Annotated in this window: 16 protein-coding genes and 1 tRNA gene; 13 read left to right on the plus strand and 4 right to left on the minus strand. The window is 46.4% G+C overall.

From position 1 onward, the window contains the following. Positions 1-6: 6 nt before the first annotated feature. Together pyk and N7E60_RS05575 are read right to left on the minus strand one after the other, a co-directional pair. Positions 7-1,452: a pyruvate kinase gene (gene pyk / locus N7E60_RS05570; RefSeq protein ID WP_269598328.1), complete on the minus strand. Its 1,446-nt coding sequence runs from the start codon at positions 1,450-1,452 to the stop codon at positions 7-9. Positions 1,453-1,630: 178 nt separating this feature from the next. Further along, positions 1,631-2,485, minus strand: coding sequence for a MurR/RpiR family transcriptional regulator (locus N7E60_RS05575; RefSeq protein ID WP_069588909.1), 855 nt, complete (start codon positions 2,483-2,485; stop codon positions 1,631-1,633). 322 nt (positions 2,486-2,807) lie between these two features. On the opposite strand from N7E60_RS05575, the gene N7E60_RS05580 reads away from it, so the two are divergent. After that, positions 2,808-3,647, plus strand: coding sequence for an SDR family oxidoreductase (locus N7E60_RS05580; protein ID WP_269598329.1), 840 nt, complete (start codon positions 2,808-2,810; stop codon positions 3,645-3,647). Positions 3,648-3,942: 295 nt separating this feature from the next. On the opposite strand, the gene N7E60_RS05585 is transcribed toward N7E60_RS05580, so the two are convergent. After that, positions 3,943-4,308, minus strand: coding sequence for a hypothetical protein (locus N7E60_RS05585; RefSeq protein ID WP_269598330.1), 366 nt, complete (start codon positions 4,306-4,308; stop codon positions 3,943-3,945). A 253-nt stretch (positions 4,309-4,561) separates the two neighbouring features. Here N7E60_RS05585 and N7E60_RS05590 point away from each other — a divergent pair, with 253 nt between their 5' ends. From N7E60_RS05590 to N7E60_RS05615, 6 genes are all read left to right on the plus strand, one after another. Continuing rightward, positions 4,562-5,233 (plus strand): TetR/AcrR family transcriptional regulator, encoded by a 672-nt coding sequence (locus tag N7E60_RS05590; protein ID WP_077640767.1) that lies wholly within the window; start codon positions 4,562-4,564, stop codon positions 5,231-5,233. A 192-nt stretch (positions 5,234-5,425) separates the two neighbouring features. Further along, positions 5,426-7,726, plus strand: coding sequence for an acyl-CoA dehydrogenase (locus tag N7E60_RS05595; RefSeq protein ID WP_269598331.1), 2,301 nt, complete (start codon positions 5,426-5,428; stop codon positions 7,724-7,726). Between the two features lie 216 nt (positions 7,727-7,942). Further along, a complete protein-coding gene (locus N7E60_RS05600; RefSeq protein ID WP_077640765.1) occupies positions 7,943-8,167 on the plus strand; it encodes a hypothetical protein in 225 nt (74 codons plus the stop codon). Between the two features lie 167 nt (positions 8,168-8,334). After that, the gene (gene fabV, locus N7E60_RS05605) at positions 8,335-9,537 is read left to right on the plus strand and encodes an enoyl-ACP reductase FabV (RefSeq protein WP_077455154.1); all 1,203 of its coding nucleotides are present in this window, start codon (positions 8,335-8,337) and stop codon (positions 9,535-9,537) included. A 139-nt stretch (positions 9,538-9,676) separates the two neighbouring features. Then, positions 9,677-9,767: transfer RNA gene (locus tag N7E60_RS05610), tRNA-Ser, on the plus strand. 334 nt (positions 9,768-10,101) lie between these two features. Beyond that, positions 10,102-11,715: an IS1634 family transposase gene (locus N7E60_RS05615; RefSeq protein ID WP_269597877.1), complete on the plus strand. Its 1,614-nt coding sequence runs from the start codon at positions 10,102-10,104 to the stop codon at positions 11,713-11,715. A gap of 20 nt (positions 11,716-11,735) precedes the next feature. On the opposite strand, the gene N7E60_RS05620 is transcribed toward N7E60_RS05615, so the two are convergent. Next, complete coding sequence (locus N7E60_RS05620) at positions 11,736-12,695, minus strand: integron integrase (protein WP_269598332.1); 960 nt, start codon at positions 12,693-12,695, stop codon at positions 11,736-11,738. A gap of 341 nt (positions 12,696-13,036) precedes the next feature. Between N7E60_RS05620 and N7E60_RS05625 the strand changes: the two genes are divergently transcribed. The 6 genes from N7E60_RS05625 (at position 13,037) to N7E60_RS05650 (ending at position 17,477) form a co-directional block, all read left to right on the plus strand. After that, positions 13,037-13,642 carry a hypothetical protein gene (locus N7E60_RS05625; RefSeq protein ID WP_269598333.1) on the plus strand — a complete coding sequence of 202 codons (606 nt, stop codon included), beginning with the start codon at positions 13,037-13,039 and terminating at the stop codon, positions 13,640-13,642. A gap of 112 nt (positions 13,643-13,754) precedes the next feature. After that, positions 13,755-14,369, plus strand: coding sequence for a hypothetical protein (locus N7E60_RS05630; protein ID WP_269598334.1), 615 nt, complete (start codon positions 13,755-13,757; stop codon positions 14,367-14,369). 150 nt (positions 14,370-14,519) lie between these two features. After that, entirely contained in the window at positions 14,520-15,032 is a 513-nt protein-coding gene (locus tag N7E60_RS05635; protein WP_269598335.1) for a hypothetical protein, read from the plus strand. 82 nt (positions 15,033-15,114) lie between these two features. Further along, positions 15,115-15,516: an HIT family protein gene (locus N7E60_RS05640; RefSeq protein WP_017636213.1), complete on the plus strand. Its 402-nt coding sequence runs from the start codon at positions 15,115-15,117 to the stop codon at positions 15,514-15,516. A gap of 85 nt (positions 15,517-15,601) precedes the next feature. Further along, complete coding sequence (locus N7E60_RS05645) at positions 15,602-16,459, plus strand: DUF3800 domain-containing protein (RefSeq protein ID WP_269598336.1); 858 nt, start codon at positions 15,602-15,604, stop codon at positions 16,457-16,459. Positions 16,460-16,547: 88 nt separating this feature from the next. Then, a complete protein-coding gene (locus N7E60_RS05650; protein WP_269598337.1) occupies positions 16,548-17,477 on the plus strand; it encodes an STM4504/CBY_0614 family protein in 930 nt (309 codons plus the stop codon). The last annotated feature ends 19 nt before the right edge of the window (positions 17,478-17,496 follow it).

Consider the following 17,496-nt stretch of genomic DNA (forward strand, 5'->3'; position numbering starts at 1 on the left):
CCTCAATTATTTCACGGTCAGGACACGCATCGTGTTGGTTGAGCCGATCACTTCCATTTGGTCACCTTGGGTCATAATGACCTGATCCCCTTCATCCAAGAAGCCACCTTCTTTGAGGGTTTTCAGCGCGCGCTCGGCGACTTGCAGGCCGGCTCCGCTATCACTATCAAAGTACACCGGTGTGACCCCCCGATACAGCGCGGCACGGTTGAGTGTGTGCTCGTGACGTGAGAGCGCGAAGATAGGTATACCTGACGAAATACGCGACATCATCAAGGCGGTTCGGCCCGACTCGGTCAACGAGACCATGGCTTTCACCCCTTTCATATGGTTCGCCGCATACATGGTCGCCATCGAAACCGTTTCTTCTTGGCTATCAAATTGACGATCCAGACGGTGATTCGACACATTGACGGACGGCATTTTTTCCGCCCCCATACAGACTTCGGCCATTGATCGAACGGTTTCTACGGGGTATTGTCCCGCCGCGGTTTCCGCAGAGAGCATGACGGCATCTGTTCCGTCGAGGACGGCGTTCGCCACATCCATGACTTCCGCACGCGTTGGCATTGGCGCCGAAATCATCGACTCCATCATCTGAGTTGCTGTGATCACCAAACGGTTCATGCTACGGGCGCGGCGAATCAATTGTTTTTGGACCCCCACCAATTCAGGGTCGCCAATTTCAACGCCTAAATCGCCACGTGCCACCATCACGACATCTGATGCTTCGATGATGTCATCAATGCTGGCTTCGCTTGCCACGGTTTCAGCACGCTCAACTTTGGCAACCAATCGCGCCTCAAGACCTGCGTCGCGGGCCAAGGTACGCGCGTAATTCATATCTTGACCGTTGCGTGGGAATGAAATCGCTAAGTAATCCACGCCAATTTTGGCGGCAGTATGAATGTCTTGTTTATCTTTTTCAGTCAATGCCGGCGCCGATAGACCGCCCCCTTTTTTATTGATGCCCTTGTTGTTCGACAGCTTGCCACCGACCGTCACTTCGGTATGCACTTTCGCGCCGTCTACCGCCAACACTTTGAGTTGAACTCGGCCATCATCAAGCAACAGGATGTCGCCATTGGTCACATCCTGAGGGAGCGCTTTGTAGTCGAGGCCGACTGCATCTTGATCACCCATACCCGGTGATAAGTCACCGTCTAGGGTGAATTTATCACCAACGGCCAGTTGGATTGCTCCGTCCTTAAAGGTCGATACACGGATTTTCGGCCCTTGTAGGTCGCCTAAAATACCGACATGACGACCTAATTTGGCCGCAATGGCTCGTACCTGTTCGGCACGCTTAATATGATCTTCTGCACTGCCGTGAGAAAAGTTGAGGCGAACTACGTTTGCGCCTGCCTTAATCACTGCTTCTAACACATCATCTTTATCAGTGGCAGGGCCGAGTGTTGTAACTATCTTGGTTCTTCTCAGTTTTGCAGACATGTTTAACTCCTGTTTTCATTGGGCTACGCCCAGACCGCGCATAGACCTGGATAGTGAGGTGCAACAGCAAAAATATCATGAAGCTCAACGTGCAACCGAGCACATTGCATCCAGTGTAGCGCAGGGAAAGCGTCGATCGTGTGACACAAAAAAGGAGTGCCGTGGGCACTCCTGCGTATTAAGTCAACGACTCTTTGTGAAAGCGTGAATCGCGAATCGCGTCTTTCACACGTTTCAAGTTTTCTCTAAACCCGGGACCGCGGCGAAGCGTGAAGCCAGTCGCTAGCACATCAATGACGGTCATTTGCACGACGCGACTCGCCATGGGCATATAGACGTCGGTATCTTCCGGGACATCAAGCTGAATGGTGTGTGAACACACTTTATCCAGCGGTGAGTCACGCTGGGTAATGCCGATAACCGTCGCGCCGTTTTCACGCGCTAAGTTTGCCACATCGACCAAGCTTTTGGTGCGGCCAGTGTGCGAGATCACCACCACGACGTCCCCATCGTTACAGTTAATACAGCTCATACGCTGCATTACGATGTCGTTGAAGCAAACAATGGGGATGTTAAAGCGGAAAAATTTGTTTTGTGCGTCATGCGCAACCGACGCCGAAGCACCGAGGCCAAAAAAGGCGATCTTTTTGGCTTGGGTCAGTAAATCCACCGCGCGATTAATTTGGTGAGTATCGATACTGTTTTTCGCGACATCCAAGCAGGCCATGGTGGATTCAAAAATTTTAGCGGTATAAGCGTCAGCACCATCGTTTTCTTCTACGTTACGATTGACGTAAGGTGTCCCGTTCGCGAGGCTTTGTGCAAGGTGCAATTTAAAATCAGGAAAACCCTTGGTGTCGAGTCGGCGACAGAAGCGGTTCACGGTTGGCTCACTCACATCCGCCATCTTAGCCAGTGTGGCAATGCTAGAGTGGATCGCTGTTTGTGGTGAGGCAACAATCACCTCAGCAACTTTTCTTTCAGATTTGCTGAAGTTTTCGAGATTTTTTTGTATTTTTTCCAGAGTATTCATTCGAGTTACCGCTTAAGTTCGTGACCAGAATGTAAAACAATCGTGACGTTATCCACGATCCAAATTCGATGTTAACTACGTATATCAACACGGTTTTTGACTACCGTTTCGTGGCATTTAGTCTATCTTCTCGCGCCTGCTAATGACATTATTATGACCATTCGAGCATGAAAACTTTGTCGCCATTCACGCTTTTGGTTATTTCCTTTCAGGATCACGGAATATATTTACAGCGTGAAATAAATAATAGACCAAAATAGGCGAAATAACGGCGCTGTTATCCATTACATTGAAAAATAATTACGTAACAAAAGGAGTGACTGTGACGGGTTTTAAAATAGGTATTTGTGGCTGTGGTTGGTTAGGCACGTCTTTGGCCAAACAGTTACTGGCTGCGGGCCATCATGTTGTAGGGACAAAGCGTGATGCGGCTGATGCACGGGCGCTCAGCGAGACGCTTGGGTGCGACGTGGTGCCGTTTGATGTGATGAAACCCGATTACACCTCCGTGGCATCCTTACTTGGCTGCGATATCGTCGTAATCAACATTGCTGCCGGACGGCGGAACGCAGACTTCAATGCCTATCAAGCGGCCATGACCGCATTTATCGACACATTGTTTGCCGCCGAGGTTAAGCATGTCCTCTTTATTAGCACTACCTCTGTGTATGGTGATTTGAAAGGGCAGGTGACAGAACACTCGACGCCGGCACCACAGACTGCATCTGGACAAGCTCACCACGCGATTGAAGCGCACCTTCGCGCTCATTACGGTAATACCTCGACGGTGCTGCGTCTAGCCGGATTGATTGGTGGAGACCGTCATCCGTCGAGAACATTGGCAGGACGGAGCGACTTGGCAGGTGCCAATGAGCCGGTCAATTTGGTGCACCGGGCGGATGTGATTAGCACTATTGTTGCGATTATTCATCAGCAGCAATGGGGGCACACCTTTCACCTGTGTGCAGAGCTTCATCCTCCTAAAGCGACGTATTATCCGTGGGCAGCACGGGAAATGGGCTTAATGCCGCCGCAATTTACTGTCAGTACGGGGGATGGTAAATGGATTGATGCTTCAGAAACGTTAAAGGCCCTTGGTTTGACGTTGCGATATGGCTCGCCCTACCAAATGATTGCCAATGGTGCTGTTAGCCCTGATTAAACACGGTGAGCGAAGATAAGTGAGCCCAAGATAAATAAGCCCAAGATAAATAAGCAAAGGTCAAAAGCGGTTAGCGCCGCTAAAAAAAGAAAAGCCCACACAAGGTGGGCAAAAAATAAAGGTAGAGACAAACAAACTCTAAAGTGAGTAGAAAAAGCAGCAGCAGGTCGGAAAGAAAGAGAAATCATGCGCCCTCAATCGCTGAGGGAGATAAGGCATTTCTTACCGATGCACCCATTAGGACTGGGCGAAATTGAAGAAGTTCCTTAGGTTGAGAAAAAGTGGCAATTATTTATTAATACGCGATTAATTCGTGATTTTTCTCACAAAAATTGTGCATTAGAGGAGGTGAATGGCAATATTTCTTTTGTCTCGTCACCGACTTAGCGTGGCGAGTTAGCATGTTGATGCGGCGCTGATTGAGTGCACGCACATAAAAAAGCCCACAAGCAACGAGCGAGTGGGCGTAGAAGAAAAGTCTTCTAGAAAAAGCAGTGGCACAGAGTGTGACCGCCATTAATGCGAAAGGGTTCCCAATTTTGCACAAAAAATCGCCTTTTTCTCCTCGTTGCATATTGACGTTGCTCTTTTGCCCCCGACATTCAGTGTCATAGCGGGGATTGGCGGCAGAAATCACCATCCTATTTTTACCACCCACCATACGCTATCGATTCGTTGCCCTTGTGCTACTCGGTGTCGAGTGACTCCTTTCGCCACGGTAAGTCGCCCAAATACATGGCCGAGTGTCGCTCGGAACAGTGCCTACCACGCATCTTGCTCATAGCACCGTTGAACCTACCGCGCTCGATATTCAGGAATGTGATGTTACTCATGTGATGATGGTGTGTTTCTATCTTGTTAAACCCAACGTTGCGTTATAAAGTTAAACAAGCGTTTAATACAGGTGAATGAAAATGGCAGGACGAGGCGAAACCAAAGCAAAAATTCTGGATGCCGCGGAGCAACTCTTCGCCGAGCATGGGTTTAAGGAAACCTCACTTCGAACGATTACCGGCAAAGCGGGCGTTAACCTCGCGTCGGTGAACTACCATTTTGGGGATAAAAAATCACTGGTTCGGGCGGTATTAAGCCGTTATCTCGAGGCGTTTATGCCCGCGCTCGGAGAGCAACTGCAAGCGCTGCTCAGTGAACCCAATTGTACGATGGAGCAAGTGTTTGCCTGTGCAAAACAACCTGTGCTTGCTCTTGATAAGTATCGCCCACATGGCGCCGCGACATTTATGCAGCTGATTGGACGTGGGTACAGCGATGTACAAGGGCACCTGCGTTGGTTTATTACCACCCGCTATGAGCATGTGCTCTCATTGTTTAACCAAGCGGTACGCAAAGCCAATCCAGACCTTACGTCAGAAGCGGTTTTCTGGCACTTACATTTCACCTTGGGCGCGGCGATTTTCACCATGGCGTCGAGTGAGGCATTGCGCGACATCGCCGAAAACGATTTTGGACGCACGTTAGATTCAGAAGCGATCGTTGACCGACTTATTCCGTATCTAGCTGCAGGGATGAACGCCAAACCAAGACAAGCGTCGCAAGATAACATCGTGGCATTTGCCGCAGAGTAACGCACGATTACCTTTGGGCTGATGGCGAAAAAATAAGCGCAAGGGACAGTCAAAGAGCGATGGGATTTAAGCCGTGCATCGCGCTGTTGTAACAACCCGTAAGCGGCACCCTAAGTGCCAAGTGAAAACCCGTTCTGGTCGCACAATAACACCAAAAAGAGTGCAACCATGATCAACAAAAGGACCTGAATCATGAGCTCTCAAACGTCAATGCGTCGATCACTGATTAGTGATAAAGCGTTTTCTTTCTTCAAAAAGGTACTGCCGCCGCTATCAGCGACCGAGCGTGAGGCGATGGAAGCCGGTAGCGTATGGTGGGACGGTGAGTTGTTCTCCGGCTCGCCAGATTGGCAAACCCTACACCAGTACGGCAAGCCATCGTTAACCGCAGACGAGCAAGCCTTTATCGATAACCAGCTGGAAACGCTGCTGGCGATGCTCGACGACTTTAAAATCGTTCAAGAGCAAAAAGACCTGCCGGAAGAAGTGTGGGAATACCTCAAAAAAGAGCGCTTCTTTTCACTGATCATCCCCAAAGAATACGGTGGCCTCGCGTTCTCGGCGCTTGCCAACTCGACCATTGTATCGCGCATTGCCACTCGTAGTTTAAGTGCAGCAGTGACCGTGATGGTGCCAAACTCTCTGGGGCCGGGTGAACTGCTGACCCACTATGGTACCCAAGAGCAGCGTGACTATTGGTTGCCTCGCTTAGCGGATGGCCGTGAAGTGCCATGTTTTGGCCTGACAGGCCCAGAAGCCGGTTCGGATGCGGGAAGCATTCCTGACCGTGGCGTGGTGTGCATGGGCGAATACGAGGGCAAAGAAGTGCTGGGTATTCGCTTAAGCTGGAACAAGCGTTACATTACTCTCGCGCCGGTGGCCACTGTGGTTGGTCTGGCATTTAAACTGGACGACCCTGACGGCATGCTCGGCGAGAAAAAAGAGCTTGGGATCACCTGTGCGCTGGTGCCTGCGGATCATCCCGGCGTTGAAATTGGCGATCGCCATAACCCGCTCAACATGGCGTTTATGAACGGTACCACCAAGGGCGAAGATGTCTTTATCCCTATCGATTGGGTGATCGGGGGCAAAGATTATGTCGGCCGCGGCTGGCGGATGCTGGTGGAATGCTTATCAGCAGGGCGCGGCATCTCCTTACCGGCGTTGGGTACGGCAGTGGGCCATTTGGCTAGCCGAACCACGGGTGCATACAGCTATGTACGTAAACAGTTCGGAATGCATATTGGTCGTTTTGAAGGGGTCGCCGAAGCGTTAGGACGGATGGGCGGATTGACCTATTTGCTCGAATCGACCCGCACGTTGACCACCACAGCGCTCGACAAAGGTGAGAAGCCAGCGATTATCACCGCGATCTCGAAATACCACATGACAGAGCTGGCGCGCACCATCTTAAACGATGCCATGGATATCCATGCTGGGCGTGCAATCCAATTGGGGCCACTTAACTATATTGGCCATCACTACTTTGGGATTCCGGTCGCGATCACGGTAGAAGGGGCTAACATTTTGACCCGTAACCTGATGATCTTTGGCCAAGGGGCGACCCGTTGTCACCCATATGTACTCAAAGAAATGGAAGCGGCGGCGAACCCTGACCAAGAGGCTGGTGCGCAAGCGTTCGATAAGTTGCTGTTTAAGCACATCGGGCACGCGAGTAAAAACAGTGTGTTGGGCTTGGTTAACGCGCTAACCGGCTCCCTGACCAATCGCGCGCCAGTGAGTGGCGAAACGGCGAAATACTACCGTCATCTGACACGAATGAGCCGAGCATTGGCCGTGACCACCGATGTTGCCATGTTGGCCCTCGGCGGTGAGCTTAAACGCCGTGAAATGCTCTCAGCCCGTTTGGGTGATGTGTTAAGTCATCTTTATATGGCTTCTGCGGTACTGAAGCGCTTTGAAGATGAAGGACGTCCGCGTGTTGATTTGCCAATGGTGCACTATGCGCTGCAATACTGTTTAGCTCAGTGTGCGAAAGCCTTTGATGGCGCATTTAATAACTTCCCACGTAACGGTGTGGGTCGCAGCTTACGTGTACTTCTCTTCCCGTTGGGCATGCACTACAAAATGCCATCGGATAAATTGCTTAACCAAATTGCAGAGCAGCTGATGACACCGAGCGCGGATCGCGATCGCTGGACACACATTTGCTATGTGGGTGACAAGCCTGAAGATCCTGTTGCCGTGATGGAGCGTGCCTTTGTAGCAATGTGGGAATCACGCGATACCGACAAGGCGTTGATCAAAGCCGCCAAAGCGAAGCAAATCGACGGGAAAGCCAGCTTGGCTGATCGCTCACAGCAGGCCGTGGATCAAAACATCATTACCGCGCAAGCACGAGAGAAACTGCTTGAGGCTGATGCGCTACGTGCATATGCGGTTCAAGTTGATGATTTTAAAGCGGAATGGTTTGCATCTAGCCAGCTAGAAGGTGGTGCGATTAAAAAGCCGAACCCAAACAAAGCGGCTTAACTGCAAAGAAAACCGCACCATGACGACAAAAAGCGCTTGCTTCGGCAGGCGCTTTTTTATGAGACAGCGGCTTACTATGACTGCACCAACCAGTGTGACTAATATCACATAAATGATGCAAGTCTGCTCTTTTTTACTTATTATGTTCCTTTGCAGTGTCGTGATGGCAAGACGCCAACATCGATCAAGCGTATCGAACTAAAGAGGTAAGTCACTGTGAGTAAAATCCATCAACCACGAGATACAGACGCTAGCTCAACCCCAACACGCCCTAAATTTGGCTTAACCGGTAACATTGCGTTTAACTGGGGCCAACACATCTTCTCGAATGCGTGGGAGCAAAGTGGCAATAAAGAAAACGCGCAAGACAATGATAAATTCATCTCGCCGAACCCTTATGCCTCTTGGTTTATGTATTGGCCGCTTAACCGCCGTCGTTAAGAGTGCGTCTTTGCGCCATTTCGGTGGCGCTGATCGCGATCTCGTCCACTAATCTTGTCTGCAACACCTCCAACCACTGGATATTTTCGTCATTTTTCCGCAAAAGGGGATGCATAGGTCGGCGTTAGTAATTATCCTTAGCCTCAATTTTGTGAGGGACGTTGAATATGATCATCAAACCTAAAATTCGCGGATTTATCTGTACGACCACCCATCCGATCGGCTGTGAAGCCAATGTAAAAGAACAAATTGACTACACCAAAGCGCAAGGCCCGATTGCCAATGCGCCAAAGCGTGTCTTGGTGGTAGGGGCATCCAGCGGTTATGGCTTGTCCTCACGCATTGCGGCTGCCTTCGGTGGCGGTGCGGCAACCATTGGTGTGTTCTTTGAAAAACCAGGCACCGAGAAAAAGCCTGGCACCGCTGGCTGGTACAACTCTGCCGCATTCGACAAGTTTGCCAAGCAAGAAGGCCTGTATTCCAAAAGCCTGAACGGCGATGCGTTCTCGCATGAAGCTAAGCAAAAAACCATTGATTTGATCAAACAAGATTTGGGGCAAATCGATATGGTTGTCTATTCACTGGCTTCGCCAGTGCGTAAGCTACCTGACAGCGGCGAGCTGGTGCGCTCATCACTCAAACCAATCGGTGAGACCTATACCTCAACCGCCGTTGACACCAACAAAGATGAAATCATCGAAGCCAGTGTCGAGCCGGCTACCGAGCAAGAAATTCAAGATACCGTCACCGTGATGGGCGGTGAAGACTGGGAGCTTTGGATTAACGCACTGAACGACGCTGGTGTATTGGCCGAAGGCTGCAAAACCGTCGCGTACAGCTATATCGGTACCGAGCTCACTTGGCCTATCTACTGGGAAGGTGCGCTGGGTAAAGCGAAAATGGACCTCGATCGCGCCGCAAAAGCACTGAACAATACGCTCTCGGCAAAAGGCGGTAGTGCCAACGTCGCCGTATTGAAAAGCGTGGTCACCCAAGCGAGCTCGGCTATTCCAGTTATGCCGCTATATATCGCCATGGTATTCAAAAAAATGCGTCAAGAGGGCGTCCATGAAGGTTGCATGGAGCAAATCCATCGCATGTTCACCCAACGCCTCTATAAAGACGATAACAGCGCCCCAGAGGTAGACAGCGAAAACCGTCTGCGCTTAGATGACTGGGAACTGCGTGACGATATTCAGCAGCACTGCCGTGACTTGTGGCCACAAATCACCACTGATAACCTCAGTGAGCTGACTGACTATAAAGAATACAAAGCTGAATTCCTAAAATTGTTTGGTTTTGGTGTTGAAGGCGTAGACTACGAGGCAGACATCAGCCCCGTGGTTGAATTTGATGTCGAAAACATCTAAAACGGTTTAAAAAACACACCAAAGAGGCCAGCCTAACGCTGGCCTCTTTCTTATTGGCTGAAAGCTGACCAAACGCACCGCGAATGTTGGTTTTTTACTTTACAAGCCAACGGGAAACCCATATTATACGCCGCGTTCCGGAGGGATGGCTGAGCGGTTGAAAGCACCGGTCTTGAAAACCGGCAAGGGTTAATAGCCCTTCTAGGGTTCAAATCCCTATCCCTCCGCCACATACCGAAAAGCCGCTGAGAAATCAGCGGCTTTTTTCGTTTTCTGCCTCGCAATCATGCAAACCCTGCCTGACATTGCCAACATTTTAGACGCCTCTGTCTAAACACCTTTCTCATGCTCTGGTAGTCTACGTCCCTTAAATATCTCCCGCACATGGTCTTTTGGATGCCGCCAACCGAAGGGCGGTAGCGTGGACGTTAAACCGTCATTCCGCAGCCAATTAATGAATTAAAATAGTGTGATCCAGCGATCATTTGCAGCTTTTAGTGTCACATATGTCTTGACCGTGATCCCCAGCTTTGATCTATTACTGTTATTTAACGGTCGCTTACTATGCCTGCTCCTCAACCCGTCATCAAACGTCTCGATCACCTAGGGCTAATCGCTGCTTTCTGTCGTGAAGTTGGCTTACCAGATATTATCGATCGTATCATTCCTAAGTACTCCGAGCACAAGGTTTCACATGGTGATGCCGTCTTAGCGATGATCCTAAATGGGCTGGGTTTTCACAGTAGAACCCTGCATATGTTTTCCGACTTTTTCGAAACGAAGCCTGTTTCCAAATTGCTAGCCAAAGACATTGAAGCGCACCATTTAACGGATGATGTCCTTGGGCGCACGCTTGATGCTTTATATGAAGCGGATGTGTCCGCACTTTATCAAGCGATTGCTGAGCATGTTGTTGATAAACTGGGACTTAAAACGGACTCTGTCCATCTTGATATCACAAGCTTTCATGTTGATGGAGAATACGCCCAAGACGACGATATCAATGCGATTAAACTGGTAAAAGGCTACAGCCGAGACCACCGTCCAGAGCTAAACCAAGTGGTCCTTGAGCTGATTTGTGAAAATCAAGCAGGCCTGCCTGTTTACATGCAAGCACTCAGTGGTAACACCAATGATGCGAAGGCGTTTTCTGAGGTCACTAAGAAGCATATTCACTGTTTAAAAGCGGCTCAAAATAGCCGCTATTTTATCGCCGATGCCGCCCTGTATACAGAAGACAGCATTCGCTCTTTGGATGAACAAAAACAGAAATTCATTACTCGTGTGCCAATGACGATTAAGTCTGCCAAAGAAGCCTTGCTGGCGCTTAGACCTGAACAGTTAACTCATATCGGTAACGGCTATTCAGGTTGCTGGATTGACGCTAACTATGGCGCAGTCACTCAAAAATGGTTGTTGGTTCATAGCGAGCAAGCGACGAAGCGAGAAGAAATAACGTTCTACAAGAACTTAGATAAAAATGCCGCCAAAGAGCTGAAAGCCCTGGGCCAACTTATGAAAAAAGAGTTTGCTTGTGCAATAGATGCCGAGCAGGCAATGGATGACTTTGCAAGCCAATGTCACCTCATTGGCTTTGCACAAAAAACCATCATTAAAGAGGCTGTCTATGCGGGTCGTGGTCGCCCTAAAAAGGGAGCTAAGCCAACAGGATATCGCTATTTTATTGATGCCACGCCTTATACCGATCTAGATAAAGTGAAACTGGCTAAGCTTAAAGTGGGTATGTTTATCCTCGCTACCAACGATACTGATAGTGCGGATCTGACCATGGCTGCATTGCTTGAACATTACAAATCCCAACAAAAAGTAGAGCGCGGCTTTCGTTTTTTGAAAAGCCCCGAGTTCTTAACGTCTTCGATCTTCTTAAAAAAACCTCAACGCATTGAGGCTCTGCTCATGATAATGACGCTTAGCCTTCTTGTTTACGCAAGTCTAGAGCACAAAATCAGAGAGCAACTTAACAAGACAGAAGCGTTCTTCCCAAGCATGGTGAAGAACAAAACAACGACTAAACCGACGGCACGTTGGGTATTCTTAAAATTTGAAGGGATCGACACACTCGAACTCGACGGTCAGAGCTTCATTACCGGTGTACGAGAACATCAACTACGATTGCTGAAACTGTTGGGTCAGTTATACGAAGCGGTTTATTCCTAAATTAGGTGCGGAAACTCGGGTTAAAGCAAATCCATTGGGCTTGTCGTACCTGCAAATTGCTGACCGATCACATGGGTATAAATCTGCGTAGTGGAGAGGTCGGTATGGCCCAATAAGGTTTGAATGGTGCGAATATCGTAACCCGCCAACAGCATCTGTGTGGCAAAGCTATGGCGAAACGTATGACAGGTAACGTGCTTATGAGTGATACCGGCCTTTTGCACTGCACGGCTTAAGGCTTTACGCACATTTGAATCATGCAGATGATGTCGGCAAAGCTTATTAGACACTGGGTGGTGGCAATAATTGTAAGAAGGAAAAATAAACATCCAGCCTGTCTTGCGGTATGCATTGGGGTATTTTTTATCTAGCGCGTAAGGCATCGACGGTCCGATACCTTTTTGATTATCACCTTTCTGAATGTCGACAGCTCTTTCACATAATGTATGTAACTCACCGGCCAATTGATTAGGCAACAAGGTCGTGCGTGATTTTCCACCTTTGCCATTATGAACACTGATCGCGTTATGATTAAAATCTAAATCCTTGATGCGTAACCTCAAGCACTCATTGATGCGTAGACCACTGCCGTACATAAGCCCACAAATCAGCTTATCTCTTGCACTAAGGTGGGTAAAAATTCTGGCCACTTCTTCTTTACTAAGCACAATTGGAATTCGCGGCGATTTTTTGGACGGACTAAACGCGATCTTACCTAGCGGCTGGTTTAAAAACTGGTTGTAAAGAAAGGCTAATGCATTGAGCGCTACCTTTTGTGTGTTCGGTGAAACTTGCTGCGCATTCGCCAAATAAGACAGAAACGTTTTTACATCCTCGTCACTGAGCTTAGTAGGATGCTGCTTATGATGGAAAAGGATAAATCGACGCACCCAGTACAAGTAATTTTTCTCGGTTTTGATCGCATAGCCTCGTCGCCTAATCTCATGCTGAAGGCTTGCCATAAACGGACTTTTGGTCATGATCTTTTTCCTCCACCTTAGACTGTATATTCATACAGCCTATCGGTAAGGAAAGCCAAATAGTGTGCACGCTTTTTCGAGACACATTCACATTATCGCCGGAAGATAAAATATTAGTTCAATATAATCAATGAGTTACAAATTCGTCTTTGAGGATAGTGTGAACGCTTTGTCCGGGATAGGCGGCATGCACACTTTCGCAGACAAGGTGATTGCTTCGTGCGTTAAAAATGTGTTTAATCATAAGTAGTTAGATAAAAAAAGGCGCGTATAACGGTTTGGGAAAATCGAGCGCGCGCACTAATACAATGTTATGTTTAAAAAGGAGTTTTGGTGTAATCATGAATAAATTTTATTTTTCTTTAATGACTATCTTTCTTACTGGTTGTGCTTCTACCTCATGGACAGCAAAAAATTCAGTTGATGAGTTTACAGATAAAAAATCATGCAAGGTTGTTTATGGTAGTGATTTTGGTAAAGGTTTTTCGAAAGGGCTAGGCGGAATTCATTATTATCCATTTATAGAAAAAATAGACGGGGAAATAATTTTTGGTGTACATAATGATTATAATATTCCTGTCGGTGATGTTCAGCTAAGAATCGATAATAATAAAGCTATTACAATTTCATATACAGAAACACCTGTATTTTATTCTGCATCCACAGCTCAAAAAGTAGATTTATCTTATATGAAAAATATTGACGGTATAGATCAAAAAGCTATGCAATCAACTATAGATTCAACAATGAAAAATGTTCAAAAAATATCTATCCCTTTTACGGCAACTTCTGGTGGCAAAGCAAACCTGATAATTGAGCAAATGAAAAAAGGCTCAGAGTTAAAAATGAGAATTATTGGGTTTGGTACTAATTCTACGCAATCAACTAGTGGTAAATATATAATAGATTCACAATTTAAATTAGCTCTAGAGCAGTGTGAAATTTAAACATAACAAGCTGTTAAACAAGGACAAAAAACAGTTGGTTTTGCTCCTTCGTCGCTAATTTTAACCAACTATTTTTGCCTGTTAACAGGGCGTTATGCACTTAGGAGGTCTAATGGATACATTTGAAAAGCGTGTTTATGCTGGGGAAATAAAGAAGCAGTGTCAGTTTTGCTTAGCTGCAATACAGTACCTAAATAACGCACTTCAACAGGTTGGGAACAGAGACATAAAGAGTGAAGAACGAACATTTTTTCACTCAGAAGTTTTTAGACAAATGCATAGCCTCCTCACTCATGCGAGTAATGTTTCTAGGATGTTCTGGCCACCTACACCAAAGCAAAAGAAAAATGAAACTGACGAAAATTTTGAGAAAAGACTGCTTTCAATAGACAAAGTTGTTCGTGGAAGAGTACTAAAGAGTGCCTTTGGTGTTGATGACTCTAACCCTCTTAAAAACAGAGCATTACGTGATCATTTAGAGCATTATGATGAAAGGTTGGATCATTGGCGAAATAATAGTACGAATAAAAATATTGTTAGTGACACGATTGGCCCACCTAACGCCATCGTTGGTCTGGACGCTACCGATATGATGAGGTGGTTCGACCCTACTAGAAACATCTTCATGTTTCGTGGTGAAGAGTACGATATTCAATCTATAGCAACCGCAATTGATAATATTCTATCAATCGCTGTAAATCTTGAAAAAGTGCTTTGGGAGCAATAGTGTGGACGTGCATAACAATAAAATTTAAGGGTGATTCACAACGCGCGGCGCTCTCACTTCAAGCAAGTTTAGTGTTTATGGCACAATGCTTTAGGTAGGTGGTTAGCGTTGTTCACACCTTAATTTGGCGTTAAATTGCAAGGATGACACATGCGCAGATTCACAGATTCGATTAGAAAATCAATAGCCGCACAAGACTGGTATGGAGCGCTATCAACAGCTCTTACATTACCCGATGTGTGTGGTCGGCTTGAAAATCCTACTATGGGTTCTAAAGCTAGGTATGTAGCTTGGTTTCAGCAGTGGTTGCAGCCAGAGTACACCCGCGAAGTTGGAGCAGAAAAAGAATCACATGTATTTCTTCATGGCGAAGACTGTTATGCGCTTAGATGCAGTTATTTACATGAGGGGGGCTCCAATATTGAAGAGCAGCGTGCCCAAAAAGCGCTAGAGGATTTTCACTTTATCACTCCAAAGCAAGGGTTTCATGTTCACTGCAATCAATCGAATAATACGTTGCAGTTACAAGTAGATGTATTCTGTAATCAAATAGCTGATGCGGTAGATAGTTGGTTTGAGTCAGTCAAAGATTCAGAAGAAGTTAGAAATCGCATGGAGGCGTTGTTAGTAATCCACGATTCGTCTCAAGGGATAAAGTTTTAGCAATTTAACAAGACGCTTAAGTAAGGACGCAGCAATGCTGCGCCGCTTAGCTTTGCGTTAGCATACTTTGATAGGCGTTCAGATGACTACGATAGTCGAACAAATTGTTAATCGTGAAATTGACTCGGTTATCGTTTATGAATCTGACCAAGTTATAGCTTTTGCGGACCACGACCCAATCAACTTTGGACACATTTTAATTTGTCCTAAGACTCAATACCGTACTTTCATTGACCTGCCTGAGTCTGTGTTTTTAGAGATCACCGACGTTGCAAGAGATTTATATAAACGTATAGAAGCTAAGTTCAATCCCGATGGTATAGGTTTTATGCAAAACAATGGAGAGGCCCCTCATTTCAACGAGCTCGACCACTACCATTTGCATATTTTCCCTAGATTCCATGGCGACCAGTACGGTTGGGTTAGTAGTGAACTTGGAATTCAAACTATGGATAAACTAAGAGAATCACTTAAAGAACTATGAGCATTGAAGAAGTATGCTAACAAAGCAATTCACGCGACAAGCGCGTGATTGCGGGCGTTAGTTGCTCGCACAAGGAGAATATCGAGTGCATTTTTTCTACCTAGACGAAAGTGGTGATACCGGCGCTAATTTACAGGATGCGCAGCAGCCAATATTTGTACTTGCTGGATTGAGCGTTGCAGACAAAAAGTGGAATAACACTAAAGAGCGCCTTGATCGAATAATTTCAGATTACTTCAATGGTGATGTGCCTCTGAGTTTTGAGGTGCATTCAAATGAACTTCTATCACCAAATGGTGAAGGCCCTTTTGACGGGCATCCTATTCAGGATAGATTACAACTTGTTCGAGACTTACTTGGTTTAATTGATGAGCTTGGTCATCACGTCCATTTTTTCGCATTAGAGAAAGAGTCTTTGGTGAATGCGGAGTGTGCGTTTGAAACCGTGTATGACAACAATCACCCATACCTACTGTCTTTTGACTACCTAATTACTTATATGAACTGGCACGTTAAAGAGAATCTCGGTCAGTCGGCTCGCGGTATGATTGTTTTGGACGAAAAAGAAGAGCATCACGAAAGTGTTGAAGCAATCATCCAAAATAGGCGATTTGAAGTCCCAAACAACCAAAAAGTGAAATGGATAGTCGAGTTTAGCTACCCAATTGACTCTAGAAAAAACCCAATGATCCAACTTTCCGACCTTGTCGCATTGTGCATCCGTAGATTCTTGGAAGTTGAAAAAGGCTACAAGCCGAACATGCCAGATATTGTCAAAACATTTTACGCAGAATGCTTTAATACAATCGATAAGCGTGTAAAAGGTAGGAAGCTCGTAGAGCGGAATGGAAGGAATCTGAATCATCTCAATGAGCATTTAACGAATGTCCAGTGTAAACCTAGAACCCAATGGCGCAGAGCATATGGCATTCAACGCAACTAACAAGGCGCTTCTGTCGGACAAATTTTCCGCTGCGCTCCAAATTTGCCGCAGAGCGCGGCGTTAGCTGTCAGGGAGTACAGAGGTAGAAATGGCAATATTTGAACTATTTTCAAAAAGACAGAAAAAGCTGAGGGGAGAAGTCCCTGATGTATATCAATATGAAAACATTGAGCAAAGCTTCCGTGTTCAAGTAGTTCACATCGTACGAGATACTATAGGCGTTGAGCAGAATTACAATGCTACCACCAATGGAGTCTATGAAGAGATTCATAAGGTGCTTTGCAAAGAGTATGGTGTTTTTTCTTTAAAAGAATACGCAAATTCAAATTTTTCAGCAGTCTTCGATTACTTCTTAAGTCAAAAAAGTCATGAAAAGTGCCTAGACATTATAGAGCTTACTTTCAGAATAATTGATACCTATGTTAGAGAGCGAGAGTGGGATTTTCGTAATGCTGCTGGGGTCTGTCAAAAACCTGATGACGCAATTGACGAATTAAATCTTAGGTTCAAGGAAGCGGGAATTGGTTATCAGTTTGAATCAGGAGAACTAATTAGGGTCGACTCTCAATATGTTCATTCTGAAGTTGTAAAACCGGTTCTTCATCTTCTCGGCAAGAACAAGAAGTATGCAGGCGCAAACGACGAATTTTTATCAGCCCATGAGCACTATCGTCATAAACGCTATAAAGAATGCCTTAATGATTGTCTCAAGTCGTTCGAGAGTTTGATGAAAGCAATCCATGAAAAGCACTCATGGCCTTACAATAAAAACGACACCGCAAAGAAATTGATTAATAGCTGCCTTACTAACGGGCTGGTGCCAGAATATCTACAGAATCAATTTTCATCTGTACGAAGCTTGCTCGAAAGTGGTATTCCTACGGTAAGAAATAAGGAAGGTGGGCATGGTCAAGGCGCGGAAGTTACTTCTGTTCCAGAGCATTTAGCCAGCTATACCTTGCATCTAACAGCGACTAACCTTCTATTTTTGGGTAACTGTGAAGACAAATACAGCTAACAAGGCGCTGCTACGGAAA

The sequence above is a fragment of the Salinivibrio proteolyticus genome, assembly GCF_027286365.1.
Classification (GTDB): domain Bacteria; phylum Pseudomonadota; class Gammaproteobacteria; order Enterobacterales; family Vibrionaceae; genus Salinivibrio; species Salinivibrio proteolyticus.